The organism is Algoriphagus iocasae (assembly GCF_014206875.1).
In the GTDB taxonomy this organism is placed as follows: Bacteria; Bacteroidota; Bacteroidia; order Cytophagales; family Cyclobacteriaceae; genus Algoriphagus; species Algoriphagus iocasae.
Genome location: NZ_JACIJO010000002.1, coordinates 467,936 through 484,750 on the forward strand (window position 1 = coordinate 467,936; position 16,815 = coordinate 484,750).

General features: G+C 38.9%; 13 protein-coding genes. 3 read left to right on the forward strand and 10 right to left on the reverse strand.

Features of this window, described 5'->3' with window-relative positions:
• Window positions 1-72: 72 nt before the first annotated feature.
• From FHS59_RS09460 to FHS59_RS09475, 4 genes are all read right to left on the reverse strand, one after another.
• Entirely contained in the window at window positions 73-777 is a 705-nt protein-coding gene (locus FHS59_RS09460) for a hypothetical protein (protein ID WP_184494904.1), read from the reverse strand.
• 247 nt (window positions 778-1,024) lie between these two features.
• Entirely contained in the window at window positions 1,025-1,804 is a 780-nt protein-coding gene (locus tag FHS59_RS09465) for an NIPSNAP family protein (protein ID WP_184494905.1), read from the reverse strand.
• Window positions 1,805-2,139: 335 nt separating this feature from the next.
• Window positions 2,140-4,443: a M1 family metallopeptidase gene (locus FHS59_RS09470; RefSeq protein ID WP_449355835.1), complete on the reverse strand. Its 2,304-nt coding sequence runs from the start codon at window positions 4,441-4,443 to the stop codon at window positions 2,140-2,142.
• Window positions 4,444-4,488: 45 nt separating this feature from the next.
• Complete coding sequence (locus FHS59_RS09475) at window positions 4,489-5,070, reverse strand: HupE/UreJ family protein (protein ID WP_184494907.1); 582 nt, start codon at window positions 5,068-5,070, stop codon at window positions 4,489-4,491.
• 81 nt (window positions 5,071-5,151) lie between these two features.
• On the opposite strand from FHS59_RS09475, the gene FHS59_RS09480 reads away from it, so the two are divergent.
• Together FHS59_RS09480 and FHS59_RS09485 are read left to right on the forward strand one after the other, a co-directional pair.
• Window positions 5,152-5,643: a DUF6702 family protein gene (locus tag FHS59_RS09480; protein ID WP_184494908.1), complete on the forward strand. Its 492-nt coding sequence runs from the start codon at window positions 5,152-5,154 to the stop codon at window positions 5,641-5,643.
• A gap of 69 nt (window positions 5,644-5,712) precedes the next feature.
• On the forward strand, window positions 5,713-6,390 hold the full coding sequence (locus tag FHS59_RS09485; protein ID WP_184494909.1) for a CAP domain-containing protein: 678 nt from the start codon (window positions 5,713-5,715) through the stop codon (window positions 6,388-6,390).
• 330 nt (window positions 6,391-6,720) lie between these two features.
• Here the strand turns inward: FHS59_RS09485 and FHS59_RS23145 are convergent, their stop codons facing one another.
• The 5 genes from FHS59_RS23145 to FHS59_RS09505 form a co-directional block, all read right to left on the reverse strand.
• The gene (locus FHS59_RS23145; RefSeq protein WP_221444481.1) at window positions 6,721-6,972 is read right to left on the reverse strand and encodes a hypothetical protein; all 252 of its coding nucleotides are present in this window, start codon (window positions 6,970-6,972) and stop codon (window positions 6,721-6,723) included.
• A 23-nt stretch (window positions 6,973-6,995) separates the two neighbouring features.
• Window positions 6,996-8,708, reverse strand: coding sequence for a M1 family metallopeptidase (locus FHS59_RS09490; protein ID WP_221444482.1), 1,713 nt, complete (start codon window positions 8,706-8,708; stop codon window positions 6,996-6,998).
• A 247-nt stretch (window positions 8,709-8,955) separates the two neighbouring features.
• Entirely contained in the window at window positions 8,956-10,476 is a 1,521-nt protein-coding gene (locus FHS59_RS09495) for a RagB/SusD family nutrient uptake outer membrane protein (RefSeq protein WP_184494910.1), read from the reverse strand.
• Window positions 10,477-10,505: 29 nt separating this feature from the next.
• On the reverse strand, window positions 10,506-13,598 hold the full coding sequence (locus tag FHS59_RS09500) for a SusC/RagA family TonB-linked outer membrane protein (RefSeq protein ID WP_184494911.1): 3,093 nt from the start codon (window positions 13,596-13,598) through the stop codon (window positions 10,506-10,508).
• 476 nt (window positions 13,599-14,074) lie between these two features.
• Window positions 14,075-14,641: a 2'-5' RNA ligase family protein gene (locus FHS59_RS09505; RefSeq protein WP_184494912.1), complete on the reverse strand. Its 567-nt coding sequence runs from the start codon at window positions 14,639-14,641 to the stop codon at window positions 14,075-14,077.
• 104 nt (window positions 14,642-14,745) lie between these two features.
• Here FHS59_RS09505 and FHS59_RS09510 point away from each other — a divergent pair, with 104 nt between their 5' ends.
• Window positions 14,746-15,660 (forward strand): universal stress protein, encoded by a 915-nt coding sequence (locus FHS59_RS09510; protein WP_184494913.1) that lies wholly within the window; start codon window positions 14,746-14,748, stop codon window positions 15,658-15,660.
• Here the strand turns inward: FHS59_RS09510 and FHS59_RS09515 are convergent.
• Window positions 15,657-16,592: a class I SAM-dependent methyltransferase gene (locus FHS59_RS09515; protein ID WP_184494914.1), complete on the reverse strand. Its 936-nt coding sequence runs from the start codon at window positions 16,590-16,592 to the stop codon at window positions 15,657-15,659. The genes FHS59_RS09510 and FHS59_RS09515 overlap by 4 nt on opposite strands.
• Window positions 16,593-16,815: the final 223 nt, after the last annotated feature.

A 16,815-nucleotide genomic window follows, 5' to 3' on the forward strand; every position in this document is an offset into this window, starting at 1 on the left:
ATTTTGATTCATTGTATTTGAAGCCCAATCTAGGAACGGGCTGGATATAGTTTTTTTTAAAAAAAGAATGTCTTAATCTTCAAAGGGACCTGGCCATTTTTTATAAGGAATCTCAAAAGGTTTAAATACTATTCCCCGATCCATTCCTAAGGATTTAATCTTCGCCATGACCCCCTCATTAATCACAATGCTGTATGTATTCATACTTCTGAAGGTTAGAATAGGAAAAGGACAGGCTTCTTTAATTTCAATAGTTACGAAGGATAATTTACTAAGGTGATTTGGACGGTTATATTTAAAATCACACAATTCATCATAATTTTTGAATTTCATCAACTCCACATTATCCTGATACCTTTTGGTATTAGGAGCTTCACCCTCAATAATTTTAACATCGTTAAATTCAAAAACGGTTTTTCCAAAATCAATCCATTCGTCATCAAAGACCACTATATCAGTGATCCAGTAATCATTAATATCTTTTATCCCGTGCTTTAGTGGGCAGGGGTAAAACCTGATATTTCCTTCTCGGAGGCTTTCTAATAGCATCCTAGCTCTATCCGAAACTATATGTCGCATCGCCAAATCTGAAGACGGATAATAGAAATCAGCAAGTTTAAGATTGCCTTTTACTAATTGGGTAGGAATCTTAAGATCACTTAAATCCTTAACTTCAAGTACCTGATGCCCTAAACGGTTCTCATCCAAATAAACCGGATCATCTTTCACTGAAGATTTAGCCGTATTATAAATTGGTAGTAAATCAAAGTATTTCATTAGAAAATAAGTCTGTCAATTGTGCTGTTCAGGATTTGCAATCCTGAACCAGGATCTTAGGATTTGTAATCCGAATACAAGATCCAATGAACAAATGATCCAATCTTTTCAGATTGCTTGAAGATTAAAAATCTTCGGATCTAGCTTCGAGGTTGCAAACCTCGAAGAGCCGCTATCTTTCTCTTTGCGATTTCTTTGTGGACTTCGTAGTTAAAACCAAAAAAGCCGACTCCCGTCGGCTTTTCAATTATAAGTCTGAATAGTTTGTTGGATATAATAACCTTGTGTCGTTTCGAGAAACAGTATTTTTATATTCCTCAAGGTCTTTCATCGCAGCCCAAGCAGGATCAACTCCAAATTGCTTCCAATGCTCATTTCTGATCTCCATATTTTCATGGGTAGTCATATACATCAAATTCGGCATATTGGCTCCAGCGATTGTCTCTGCATAGAAAATAGGGCTACAGTTTAACCGCTCGAAAATATCCATTTCACCAGAATTAAACATTTTCACTTTTTGACGATACAATCTTTCAGTAGGGCCTTCGTAGCTTCTCAACTCATAGACTCTGTCTTTTTTGTCATTGGTCAATTTAGATGACGCAAACTTCGGATGCTCCGACATGCCACGTAAAATCGCAGTTTCGATTCTTTTGTAAGGAGGATTGTCAAATGCTGCATTGATGTATGAATCTCCGTCTTTTAAATACGTCTGATCTTTTAATAGCTTACCTTCGAAAGCTTCAAATTCATCCAAAGATTTAAATGGGATGAAAACATATACTTTTTGACCGGCATCAGGCTGGGATGCTATTGGCTTAAAAACTCCTACTTTATCCACGCCATGGCGATGAGCAGCAGGAATAAAGGCTTTTTCCAAATAGCTATCTAGCATGGCTTCCTGCGCTGGCGTTTCAATATGATAAGTTTTTAGCTCATAAATGTCTCTTTTTTGAGCCATCAAATTTGAACTTAGAAATAGGCAAATTGCGAAAAGTCCGAAAGACAATGTTTTAAATTGTTTCATTTTCTAGGTTTTAGGTTAGGAATGGGTAATTGAATTCTAATCTAAGGCAAACTTCTTATTGAAGTGTCCTGTTCGTGGAATTCTAAGAGAAATTTAAGATTAGTGAGCTTTTATGCTGTTCAGGATTTGCAATCCTAAACTATGATCATAGGATTTTTAATCCGAGTCATAGAAACAATGAATAAATTATCTAGTCTTTTCAGATAGCTAAAGATTAAAAATCTTCCCATCTAACTTCGAGGTTGCAAACCTCGAAGAGCAGAGTGTGCTTTCTTTAAGAGCTGAAAACAAAAAAAGCCGACTCTCGCCGGCTTTTCTTATATCTAATAACAATCTTAATTGTTTTTTGCTCTCTTCATTGGATTGCTTCCGGTAGAAGCTCCTCTTGCAGCTCCCGAACCTTTAAACAATTCAAATCTTGTTGGCTGGTATTGTCTTGGCCAGTAGTTACTGCTCTCGTCGATATCAGCTGTTTCTCTCAAAGGATCCAACACAATCTGCTTCACTTCTTTTTTCTTGGCAAAAACCTTCGTTACCTCAGTTTCATTCATTCTCCAGATTTCTGCAGGAATTCTATCGATCTCAGAAGTTCCGTCTGTATACTGCCATTCCAAAATAATCGGCATCACCAAACCACCGACATTTTTGAAGTTGATTTCATAAAAATTCATATCCGAGTTCAACAACTCTTTCTCTTTTGGAGAAAGGCTTGCCATAAAATTCTTATAAGCTTCCTCATCTGCCGGAGTAACCGTAAATGGATTGTAAGTGGTATAGAAATCTCTTGTTGCAGGATTTGCTTCAATCACCGTCTCAGGAACATCTTTCATGTTTGCAGTTCTGGAAACGTTCGTTTCGTCATAATCAGCTTCTGCTTTTGCATCGGCAGCTTTCTCCGCAGGAGTTCTTTGATCTAGCTTAAACCAGGAGACATTTTCAATGGAAATATCCACCGGCTCAGTTCCGTAAAACCAACCTCTCCAGAACCAATCTAAATCCACGGCCGAAGCATCTTCCAAAGTTCTGAATAAATCATCCGGAGTTGGATGCTTAAACATCCATCTTCTTGCATATTCTTTGAAAGCATAATCAAATAGCTCACGACCCATTACTGTCTCTCTCAGGATATTCAAGGCAGTTGCAGGTTTCGCATAGGCATTTGGACCGAACTGAACAATATTTTCTGAATTGGTCATGATAGGCTCCAAAGTATTTTTCTCGCTTCTCATGTAAGGAACGATTTTATGAGCTGGACCTCTTCTGGAAGGGAAATTACGATCCCATTCCTGCTCTGCCATATATTGCATAAAGGTATTTAAACCTTCGTCCATCCATGTCCACTGACGTTCGTCAGAGTTAACAATCATCGGGAAGAAATTGTGACCCACTTCGTGGATAATCACGCCTATCATTCCGTTTTTCACCGCTTCAGAATAAGTACCATCTGAATCAGGACGACCATAGTTGAAACAGATCATTGGGTATTCCATTCCGTTTGCAGCCTCCACAGAGATTGCCGTTGGATAAGGGTAATCGAAGGTATGGCTAGAGTAAGACTTGATGGTATGAGCCACTACTCGGGTAGAATATTGACCCCAAAGTGGATTGGCTTCCTTGCCATAATAAGACATCGCCATCACATCTTTTCCGCCTTGCTTTACAGCCATGGCATCCCAGATAAACTTACGGGAAGAAGTCCATGCAAAATCTCTCACGTTTTCAGCTTTAAACTTCCAAGTCTTCTTCTCTGTGGATTTTCCTTTTTCTAATTCTGTTGCTTCTTCCTGCGTTCTGATCACGACAGGAGCATCATAGGTTTGCTTTGCCTTGTTCCAACGAGACAATTCTGTTGAAGAAAGCACCTGACTTGGGTTTTGTAAAACACCGGTTGCACCGACCATATGGTCCGCAGGTACCGTGATATTCACTTCATAGTTTCCGAAAACTAATGCAAACTCCCCTCTACCTAGGAATTGCTTGTTTTGCCATCCTTCGAAATCAGAGTAAACAGCCATTCTTGGGAACCACTCCGCCATGGTATACAAGTAATTTCCATCCCCTTCGAAATATTCATATCCCGGGCGACCAGCGATATAACCTACTCTATTGGTGATGTTGAAAGACCATTCCACGCCAAAGGTGAACGAATCACCTGCTTTCAATGGAGTTGGCAGATCAATTCGCATCATGGTTTGGTTTACGGTCACTGGAAGTGGATTGCCTTTGGCATCTTTTACCTCCAACACTTTATAGCCAAAGTCCTCATTTGCCCAGATGATACCTTCCAAAGTGCGAAGGGTCATTCTGTTATTGATTGAACTTTCTGCAACCTTAGGTGTATTGGAATCTGCTCCACGCTGATTTTCTTCCAATTGTACCCAAAGGTAGGTCAGTTGGTCAGGTGAGTTATTGATGTAAGTAACTTTTTCAGATCCTTTGATAGATTGGTTTTCGTCATCCAATTCCACATTGATCACATAGTTTGCTTGCTGCTGCCAGTACATATGGCCAGGAGCTCCAGATGCCGTTCTGTAGACGTTAGGTGTTCGAAGCATTGGGCCAAGCTGCTCAAAGCGCTCCGCGTGATTTTGCTCAGATCGATTTTGAGCAAAAACACTAGCCACACTCAAAAGAGCCATGGAAGCAATTAATCCTATTTTCTTCATATTACTAAAGGTGATTTATTACCAAAATTTCATTTCTAACATTAACATAAGCGCAATTCCAAATACAAAAGAGGAAACGATCAATGTCCATTCTTTTCTACTGACACCTGCGATACCTACCAAGATGGAAGTCAAAAGCAAGTAAGCTCCGACAATCACAATCTGTCCCAATTCTAAGCCTAAATTAAAAGCCAAAAGCGGTTGCCAAATGGAATTTTCCTGACCCAGTAGGCTTCTGAGATAGTTAGAAAATCCCAGTCCATGGATCAAACCAAAAAACAGAGCAAAGAAGTAATTGATTGTCACACCTTTTCCTGAAGCTGGTTTTGGCCTTAGCAAGCTGATAAAGGCAGTAATAGCAATGGTCACAGGAATCAAAAACTCGATCAATTCCGTATTTACCTGAATCACTTTGAATGTAGCCAGAGCTAAGGTCAATGAGTGACCGATTGTAAACGCAGTGACAAGCACCAATATTTTTTTCCAATCTCTTGGAATAAATACTGCGCAAAGCGCCAACACAAATAAAATATGATCGTAACCTTGTATGTCCAGAATATGCTGAACACCCAGGCGAAAGTACAATTGAAAGGAACTCATATAGGGTAGAATACTTCAAATGAAGTAAATTGCCGCAATTATACTGGATTATTCCCACAAAAGACAAAAGACTCTGACCAAATGCACCATCTTTATATATGCTTGATTTCTTGGGGATGGTTGGCTTTTGCCCATCCGTTTTTTATCAGCCTTACCGAGATCAGGTACAATGATAGCAGCCAAAAATTAGAGATTGCCCAAAAGATATTTTGGGATGATTTGGAGGTTTCTCTAGCAGGCTACTTTGATACATCCATTGATGTGTTAAACCCTAGCGATCAAAAAATTCTTGATAAACAATTCTCGGATTACCTGATGGCTCATAATAAGATTTCTATCAATGGAAAGTCTGTCAAGCTTAATTTCATTGGTTACGAAGTGGAAGAAGAAGCCATTTGGTTTTATCTCGAGTCAGAACAAACCCAGTTCGAAAAATCCATCCAAGTGGAAAATTCAGTTTTGATCGAAGATCATGATTCCCAGCAAAACATTGTCCATGTATACATCAATGGAGGAAGTCCAAAAAGTTTATTGCTCCGCAAAGACCATGAAAGGGAAACATTGAATTTTTAAAAAAAAACTTTAGGAATACTATTTTGGCATGTCCTTCGTCAAAGAATCAGAAGCCAAATTAAAGATTCCTTGATTCGCCTTTTGTTTACCTCCACATTTCTGATTGCTCCTTTTTTTCTTTTAGCCCAAAACTGGACTGATAAGGACTACCAAAAATATACTGTTCAGCAATTCTTCCAGCTCAAAGCTATTTATCAGCCCATCGATTTTGAAAACATTGATCGTCCTTTGCTGAATGCAGCAATTTTTTATGTGACAAACGAGATGCGGCAAAAACGAAGACTCCCGCTTTTCAAGCATGATCCCCGAGTCGAAAAAGTAGCTCAAGACCATGCCGACGATATGGTGAACTATGATTTCTATTCTCATTATAGCAAAGTCCCTGGCAAAAAAATGCTGACCGATCGTTTGAAAATCGAAGGGCTTGATCCTTACTGTTATGCGGAAAATATCAGCTCAAGTAATGGCCTCCAATACGAATATGGAAGGAAGGTAAATCCACCGGGTCCAAGTGGGACATTCACCTATGTAAGCAGATCAAAACGGGAGGAAATTATCCCACATACCTATATCTCATTTGCACGCGCGGTACTGATCTTGTGGATGAATTCACGAACACATAAGAACAATATTATAAGCACTTGCTACCAATATTTGGGCAGTGCTGCAGCATATTATGGGGATGATACATTTTACGACATGCCTAACTTCATAAGCGTACAGTATTTCAATAGCGAACAAAAGTAAAAAACCTACTAAAAAGTCATTTATATAAGTTTAAGCCCGATTGGAGGGGATTCTTACCTTAAATCATAAATGATAATCATACCCCAACCTTGTGTTCTTATTTCAGTATTTAATTGAGCAATGACAAGGATTTGTCTTGCAACTCATACGGAGAGTAAGGCTTTTCTTAGTTTAGTTGATACCTATCGTCATTGTCAATAAAAAGGCTCCAAGAAATTGGAGCCTTTATCATTTTTAGTCGTTTCCATGTGTAGAATCTCCACATTTTATCCTTCTGGGGAACAGTGATTTCACCTTAGGAATTCAAGAATTTCTATAGACAAAAATTTCTTATTCTCTCGGCCACACGTTGTCTTCAATATTTTTATCAGGGAATCTACCATGAGGATCAAGGGTGATTTTTTTGATTTTTCTAGGACCAAAATCTAATTCCGCGTCATAGGTTCTGCTTCCATCAAACCAAACAGTAACAGGCCAAGTTACCTCTGCGGTAGTTGGATCAAGCATTGCCGCATTTGCCATTGGCTTGATAGCTTCTCCTGACTCCTCAAATTCCACTTTCAAGACTATCGGAGAAGGCATTTCACCGTCTTGTCTTACCGTTACTATAGTTTTACCATTAGAGACTCAACTCCTTCTATGGAGCCTTCTACAGACTCTGTGGTAAACAACCAGTAATACCAAAACCAATCTAAGTTTTTACCTAGCTCATGGTCCATAAAGAACATATAATCCCAAGGCGATGGATGTTTGTAGGCCCAAGTAGCGGTATACTTTTTCATGGCATTGATGACGGCTTCATCTCCCACTATACCACCGAGCATCGATAACATCAAAGGTGTTTTTTGGTAAGTTTGAAAACCATATCCAGTACCAGCATAGTTTGCACTCCACATCAATGGAGCTTCATCCTCACTGCCACTTACCCTACCATAGCTTTGTCCTAATCCATCAAGATCATAAGGTTTTCCAGCTGCATCTGCAGCTGAGAGAATATTCATGTATTGGTTGAATCCCTCGTCCATCCAGCCATATCGTGTTTCATTGGTACCAAGCATCATCGGCCACCACTGATGTGCGGTTTCATGATCGGCTGCCCCTTGGTTGGAATTGATTACCATCGGATATTCCATGCCAGCACTTGGCCCATCTTGCATAGTCAATTGAGGAAAAGGATATGGTGCCCAAAGTTTTGAGTAAAACTCCAAAGCATGTCGCGTTCTTTCGGCTGCATTTTCGAAATATTTTGCCCGCTCAGGAATGAATACCATATGCAATGGAATTGGACCTTTTTCTGGAATCATGGCTCTGGTAGCTTTCCAAATAAATCTATCTGAAGTAGCCCATGCAAAATCATTGACTTTGTCTGCTTTAAATCTCCATGTCAGCTTATCTCCATCTAATGTGGACTTTCCAGGACCCTTTTCTTCCTCTCCGATGATTGTTAATACTTCATCGGTTGTCAAAACTTTTGAAAGCTGCTGAATGGCTTTTGGAGTCAAAACTTCTTCAGGATTCTGCAAAACACCAGTTCCGGAAACAATCCAACCAGCCGGTACTGTCAAAGACACATCAAAACTTCCAAAATTATTGAAGAACTCTGCCGGTCCTAAATAGTCATTGGTTTCCCAACCTCTCAAATCATCATACTTCGCTAATCTTGGAAACCATTGAGTCGGTTGAAATAAGGTACTATCAAATCTCTGGGTCATTCGATGACCTCTCCCATTTGTCCCTCCTGGTAATTTGGTATGCCAGTTAATCTCTAATTCAGCGGTTGTTCCGGCTTTGATGGGATTTACCAGATAAATGGTAGCAACGGTTCTGGTTAATCCTGAGACACGGAGCTTTGGGGGATCATTTCTTCGAACTGGACCAGACTCTAGATCAACTGGCTCTCCAGCTACTTTGATGGAGGTCACAATCATCCCTTCTGTTTGCTCTGCTGGAGTGGAAAAGCCTCTCGGCACATCGGCACGGAAAATATTGTGATCCAGCCGTAAAACGATTTGAGTCAAATCATCCTTGCTGTTATTGTGAACCAAAATCTTTTCTGATCCTGTGATAGTCTGAGTGGAAGGATCCAAACTTGCATCAATCGTAAAATCAGTTTCCATTTGCCAATAATTTGGCCCTGGCTTACCAGAAAAATCCCGATTACCTTCTTCAAAGGCTTTGCGAATGGAATTGGTCATAGGAACATCCTGACGGATGGCTCTTGTATCAGTTTTGATCGAAGATCGGATCGGTTTCAAACCATTTTGCTGACCAAAGGCAAAAGTGCAAGTGAAAAGAAGGAAAAAAAGAATAGAACGCATGAGTTGAGGTTTTTATTCGAAGTAGAAAACGTAGTGAAATATCCAATAATTGGAGCAAAGATTGAAATTGAATCTGAAGTCAATTGACTTTTTTGCTGAAATTTTCAGGAGAAAATTCAAAATCCCTGAGTTAGAAAGTCATAGACAAATTTTATAAATATTCGATTTTTAGATAAGGATTGAGGTAAAAATAAAAAATCCGGCCTTTCGACCGGATTTTAAAACACTTGGTATAACAGGTATTGAATTAATAACCTGGGTTTTGCTCGATTGGAGCGGTATTGTTAGTCTGCAATTCAGCCAATGGAATTGGCCATACAAACAAGTTGCTGCTATATGGAATAGCGTGATCCATTGGAATCGCAGAAGCACCAGTATAGAAATCGATGCTAGTGATAGATCTTGATGTTGCTTTTAATGGCACTCCATCCATTTTGCCTTCACCAGATAATCTGTGGATATCAGCCCATCTTCTACCTTCTGCCAAGAATTCAATTCTTCTTTCGTTCCAGATAGCAGTTAAAACGCCAGCCTCATTTCCTAATCCAGCAACTGTATAAGCAGGAACTGAAGCTGGAAGCGCACGGCTTCTTACAGAGTTCAAAAGAGTTACTGCAACGTCCAATTTACCAGTTCTTGCATTTGCTTCAGCTGCATTCAAAACAACTTCAGCATATCTCAAGATCACATTAGGATCTGTATAAGTAGTAGCATCTTGATACTTGTCTGTGAAGATACCTGTAGAGCTACTAGTAGTCATGGTAGTTCTTCTCAAATCATCTTTGTTCCAGAAATCAGCAGTCCAAATAACTGGGCTGATTTTCACCAAACCACGAGCACCTAAATCTGGGTTACCATACATAGAAGGCAATGCACCGTTTACACCTGGGTTAGCTTCAGCAGAGTTAACAAAAGAGAAGATGTTATCAGAACTGTTTCCACCTCTAAATGGAGTAGCTGGGTTAGCAGTTACCGCATACATAGAAGTCAACTTATTATATTCTGTCAAAACACCAGCCCAATCACCCATATGCAATTTGATTCTGGATTTCAATGCGATTGCAGCACCTTTATTAGCTCTGAATGCTCCACCTTCTGGTAAGAAACCTTCAGCAGCATCCAAGTCAACCAATAATTGAGTGTAATCTTCACCTACAGTAGTTCTACCTACTGCTTCACCTTCAGGAACCTTAGTCACATCGTCGATACCGAAAGTTCTGTAAGGAATACCCATAGAAGAAGGATCATCAGAGTAAGGTCTTGCAAAGTGAACCAACAATTCATGATGAGCCAAAGCTCTCAAGAAAAGCATTTCACCTTTATAGGCGTTTCCATCTTCTGAAGTCAAAACTCCATTAGCTACAGCCTCATCTAAATTATCCAAGATGATGTTCAATCTGTTGATCATTCTGTAAAGAGAGATCCACATACCTGAGTTGTTCGCAGAGTTAGGGCTATAAGAACCTACATAAGTGATTTCGTAGAACAACTGATCGTTGTACATATCCTCACCACGCATGTCGCCTTGCTCCACGTTAGCAGCACCAAAAGGATACCCTCTTTGTACAGCTCCACCGTAGAAACCTCTTTGAGCAGATTCATAGACACCAAGAACGGCTGATTCCACTCTGGCAGCAGTAGAAAATGCTTCAGAATCAGGGATCAAGTTAGCAGGAGTCAATTCTGTTACATCACAAGCACTGGTAAAGCCAGCAACGGCTAGGGCTACCAGGCTCATTTTGATATTTTTTATTGTGAATTTTTTCATAGTAATTCTTCTTTTTCGGTTTTTTTAAATTAGAAACCTACGTTTACGCCAAGAGTATAGGTACGAATAATCGGAGCTACGTTCCAATCCACACCAAATTGTAGCTGGCCTGAGTACTGATTAGATTCTGGATCCAATCCAGAATAACCTGTGAAAGTAAATGGATTCTGTACTTGTGCGAAGAATCTTGCATTAGAGATAGCTCCTTTGAAAGCAGATGTCAAAGCAGCTTGAGGAACTGTATAACCCACTACGATATTTTGGATTTTCACGAAGTCACCTTTCTCAACGAATCTTGAGTTAGCAGCAGAGTTTTGCCACATGTTCTGATCCTGACCAGAGTAAAGCTTAGGTACATCAGTTACCTGACCGCTTTCAGTCCATCTGTTTAGGATACTTGCATGGTTATTAGAGAAACCTTGCCCCAAAAGACCTCTTAAAGATTCGTTCATTAGGTAGTTTCCACCAGAGAATCTAGTAAAGATTTCAGCATCGAAGTTCCCAAACTTGAAGTTGTTTGACCATCCACCTTGCCACTTAGGAAGGGTATTACCCAGATAAGCTTGAGTTGGAGCAGAACCGGTCACAGAAACATCTCCAGGGTTAGCTGGGTCATATGCTTTATAGCCTAGCTGTGACACACCATTAACGGAAGGTTGTAAGTTGTATTGAACTATCACATCACCAGAAACATACAGAGGGTTACCATTTGCTGGGTTTACACCAGCCCACTCATAACCGTAAAGTTGAGCAATCGGATTACCTACCTCAGTTCTGTTGTAAGTACTAGTTAAAGGAGAAATTAATTCATTCACTTCATTTTTGATGAAAGTGATGTTGAAGTCAGTATCCCAAGAGAATTTACCTCTGTTGATTACGTTTGCATATGCTCTGAATTCCAAACCAGAGTTGGTCATAGAACCGATGTTTTGGCTGATGTTGTTACCTGGAACACCTAGAGAAAGTGCAGTTGGAGCATCAAGGATCAAACCATCAATGTCATTTTTGAAGTAATCAGCAGCAATAGTTACACGACCGATAGTCATGTCCAAACCAATGTTGAACTTCTTAGAAGTTTCCCACTGAAGGTTATTGTTTGCGATAGCAGCATAACCAATACCAGCTCCAGCACCACCCAATACAGGGCTATATCCACCGTAAGCAGCGAAAGTACCGATTTCAGTGTTACCAACTTCAGCATAAGAAGCTCTTACTTTAAAGTCAGAGATCAATTCAGAATTGAAGAAAGATTCGTCAGAAACTCTCCATCCCACAGATCCACCGAAGAAAGTACCTCTTTGGTTTTCAATCGCCAAATCAGAAATCCCGTCATTTCTCAATGTGAAAGACGCCAAGTATTTTCCTTTGTAGCTATAGTTGAATCTTCCGAAGTAAGAATCAAATCCTCTTTCAGCATAAGATCCACCAGAGAACTGGTTATTGTAAGAACCAGAAATGATGTTGTTCAATCTGTAGAAGTTATCAGAGATATCAGTACCAGAAGCGTTGAAACCATAGAATCTTGTGAATTGGTATTCTAGACCTGCAGTCACGTTCAAGTTGTGATCATCAGCAATTACTGTCTGATAATTCAAAGTGTTTTGCCAGTTCCAACGGAAAGCTGGGTTAAAGGCCATATAAACAGAACCGTTTGAGCTTCTTCCATCACCATGTCTTGGATCCAAAGATTGGAAGTCATCATTCATAGTTAAGTCAATACCGATTTGAGTTCTTGCAGTCAAACCTGTTACGATATCTACTTCACCATATGCATTACCAATAGCTCTATGAGTACGGCTTCTATAAAGGTTGTTTTTAATTACAAAACCGATGTTAGGGATATTGTTATCTGGTCCAGCAAGGTTTGCACCGAATCCAGTTGTAGCACCGTTTGCAGTTACGTTAAATCCATCAAATGCAGCATTTTCAGCATCGTAAATTGGAACGTTTGGCAAAGAACGGGTAGCATTGTAGATCGCACCAGAAAGTGAGTTTGCACCGTTGTTCAAACCGTAGATTTCAGTGAAAGAATAAGAAAGAGAAGTTCCAATTCTTACAGCTTTAGAAATACTGTGGTCAATGTTAGCTCTGAAAGAGTATCTGCTTAATTCATTTGGTTTTACAGGAGACTCTTGATCAGTGTAACCCAAAGAGAAGAAGTACTTTGTAGCTTCAGATCCACCTGCAATAGATAGGTTGTGCTGCTGAGTAAATCCTTTTCTGAAGATTAGGTCTTGCCAATCAGTATTTACACCTGGATTAGCCAAAGGAGACTGATTTGCATTCGATCTTTTTTCATTTGCAATAGTCACCCACTCATCACCGGTCAACAAATCAAATCTGTCCACTTCCTCGTTGAAACCCATGGAAGTGTTATAAGAAACTTTTGCTTTACCAGTAGAACCTCTTTTAGTAGTGATCAAGATCACACCGTTAGCTGCTCTAGAACCATAAATAGCAGATGCAGAACCATCCTTCAATACTTCGAAAGAAGCAATGTCAGCTGGGTTGATGTTTGCCAATGGGTTAGCAGCGTTTACTGCAGATCTATCGCTGCTTACTACAGGTACACCATCGATTACGATCAATGGACTTGCACTGGATGAAATAGAGTTTACACCACGGATTCTGATGATCGGTGCAGCACCTAAAATACCAGAAGGAGTAGTAATCTGAACACCTGGTGCTCTACCAGCTAGCTGAGATTCGAAAGATGGAGACACCAAGTTTTCGATTGCCTTGCTGTCGATTGAAGTCACAGAACCTGTGATTTCTCTTCTCTCTTGAGTACCGTAACCTACTACGACTACTTCATTCAATGTTTTCACATCCACATCCATGACCACATTGATCACGCTGTTGGAACCAATAGGCATTTCTTTAGTAAGATATCCTACAAAACTGTAAACCAAAGTGGTAGCTTCACTTGGTACTTGGATGGAGTAAGACCCATCTATGTCTGTAATTGTCCCTTGTGTGGTACCTTTCACCACCACACTAGCACCTGGCACCCCTTCCGGCTCTTCAGCCGAAGTAACCCTACCAGTGATTGTTTTGCTTTGCGCCAATACTGACATCACAGTCAAAATTGATAACGCAAAACCTAATAAAACTTTCTTCATAGGTCGTTAATTTAGTTTAGTTTTAACTATCGAGTAGCGAATATCTTCTGATTAGAATGAAATAAAAAAAATTAGAATCGCTGTCTAAAGCTTATACGGGGCAATTTTCTATGGTTTTTATGTTAATTTTTAATTTTTTAATTGGTTTGAAAATCCAATCATTTAAAAACCATATAAACCATCTATTAAAATGTTAATTTATTTATTTTTATTTGGTAAAATGATAAAAATAATATTTTTGTATTGTATCTAGAAATAATCCTATAATCATCAATTAGCCTTTAATCAGTCAAATCAATATAAAATTTGCTCCTACAGGTTTAAAAAATAATTATCCCCAATTTAATTTTGACTTTACTAAAAAGGTCTTTCATTTTTTCAAAACATTTTTCTGATATATTGAATAAAACAGAATTTTATATAAAATTCACTTTTTTTATAAATGGCGCAGGTTTTTGACATTAATCTAATATTTTCTACCATTTAGCAGGATTTTCAGCCCTAAATGGAATTTTTTTGCAAATATCCCATCGACCATCTATCCTTTTGAGCAAAAAAAGTTGGTTTACAACGAATTTTTCTAAAATAGGTTTTTCATTTAATACTTTTATAATATTTGGTATTGGAGTTTTTTTCAAATCTTTAAATGCCATTGTCATATGCGGATGAAAATTTCTATCGCTTAATTCATCAATTAGCTTCAATTCTATTTTGCAGAACTGTTTCAGATTTTTTTGTAATTCTATCAATTCCTGGGATTGCTCTATCCCCAGATAAACCACTCGGTCACCAAAGGTTTTAACCCCGGAAATCGCTAAAGGAAATTCTTCATATCTTGACAAAAACATTGTCAACCGATTAATCAGATTTTCCTCTTTTGCCTCGTTAAAAGTAAAAGGCATCTTCAATGTCACATGGGCAGGAGATTTTAAGGCATACTTGATACCGAATCGCTCTCGAAGGAGCTCCTTTAAGTTGGTCAATCTTACTTGTAATTCACCTTCAGGAACTACTGCCAGAAAATATTTTTGAAAACTTGCCATCACTCAATTTTACCTCGGATTTACTCCAAATCTCTAAAAACAAAAAAACTATTCGATTTCCTCAATCAAAACATTAAATTGTTCATCTCAAATACCAAACAGCTATGAAATATTTTTCTAAGGCCATGATCGGCCTCGATTTGACTGAAATGGACGATATCCTTATCAAGAAAACAATTGTTTTCTTAAAATTCTTGGGTATCGACAAATGCTATTTCGTTCACGTTGCAAAAGATCTAGCCGTTCCTCAAGAAATATTAGATAAATATCCAGACTTAATGGCACCGGGAGATGAATCCTTGGAAGCTTTGATCAAGGATAAATTAACCCAGTATAACTTTCCTGAATCGATCGAGATCGAAGTTTTCGCTGAAGAAGGAAATCATCCCTTGGATACATTCCTAAGATGGGCTAAAATCAAAGATGTCGATTTGATCATCATGGGTAGAAAAGAAACTTTGGAAGGTAGCGGCTCACTTGCTAAAGGAATTGCTAAAAAAGCTCCATGTTCTATTTTGATGCTTCAGGAAAAACGTCCTCCTGGATTACCTAAAAAGATCATGATCCCAAGTGATTTCTCTGAGCACACGCATATGATTTATGATTTTGGGGAGAGAATTTCCGATGAGCTCCACGCAGAATTACTTCCGGTTCACATGTATCATGTGCCTCATGGATATTCCAAAACTGGAAAGACCTTTGAGGAATTTGCAGAAATCATGAAAGAAAATGCGAGACATGATTTTCAGAAATTTGTGAGCAAACACAATCATCCGGAGCTGGAATGTCATTTTGTACTCAATGACGGACAAGATGATGGTAAAGTCTTATTGGATGAAGCAGTAAAACTAGGAGTGGACATGGTCTTACTTGGCTCCAGAGGTAAAACCAAATCAGCGGCAATCTTATTAGGTAGCGTTGCCGAAAAACTGGTAATGGTCAATAATATATTACCGATGATGATTTTCAAGAAAAAAGGAGAAACCATGGGCTTTTTTGATGCCCTATTCAAAATTTAAAAAGGTTTACTTAAGTAAAAACATACCTGATCCCCTTTGCCCTCTTGGTTTAACCAGAGGGCTTTTTCTTTAAATTCAGCCATTTCCTCTTGACTAAATATCCCCTGAACCAATTCTGGATTTAAAGGCAGTCCCTTTTTGTAAATTTCGGTGCCCCAAAACTGGAAGCCAGTGGAGTCAAACTCAATTTCGTCCAGATTAAATCCCTGCTTCTTGGCGGAAATCGCCATACCTTCGGTAGAAGGGATAATTAAATGTCTTGGCGCATCTAACTGAACCCAATAAACCCCCTCCTCTTTCCAAACCTGTGAATCAGTAACTGGAGTTCGGATCAACAACTTCCCTCCCGGATTTAATTTTTCGAAGCAAAGCTTCAGGATATGATCGGGATCCTCCATATGCTCAAAGGAATGGTGCATCATGATCAGATCAAATTTAAAATCTGATTCTTCGATCCCCTTTTTCCAAATCGTTAATTCCTTAGAAATCACTTTGGTTTCCTTAATAAAAGGATCAAAACCATGCAGATTCTGATATCCCCCCGCATAGAATTCATACAGCAATTGTCCAGTGCCACATCCAATATCCGCAATGGCATCAGTCATTTTTGGTTTGACTTTTTTAAGCCAATAACCATAACTAGGTTCAAAAAACTTCCCTCCGGAGGCCAGAAAGGTTTTCATTCTAATCCTTTTCAGAAACTGTCGAAATCCCGAGGAATAAACCAAATCTGTGAAGGAATAATAGTCTCCAGAATAAAAATCGGAAAGATTATCCGGGACATCTTTGATTTGAAGAGAGCCGCATGAGTCACATTCCAAATACCAAAACTTTTCACCGCTACCAAACATACGCTCTTGAGCATGGTGCTTTTTATGGTTTGGTGATCCACAAAATTTACATTTCACTTCCTGCTCTGATGTCAAAGCCATGTATTTATTAATTATAAATTGGAATGTTTATTTCGGTCAATTCCTGAAAGAAACTATAAACTTTCAAAATTAAGGGTTCATAAAGATTCACTTTGGCAAAACTATTGGCTTATCTCTGAAAAAAGAGATGTTTTGAAGGAATCTTAGACCATTTCCTGAAAAAATTAATCAAAGAATCGACGAGGCTGATTACTTTTGGCTTTTAATACCTTTAAAAAATCGC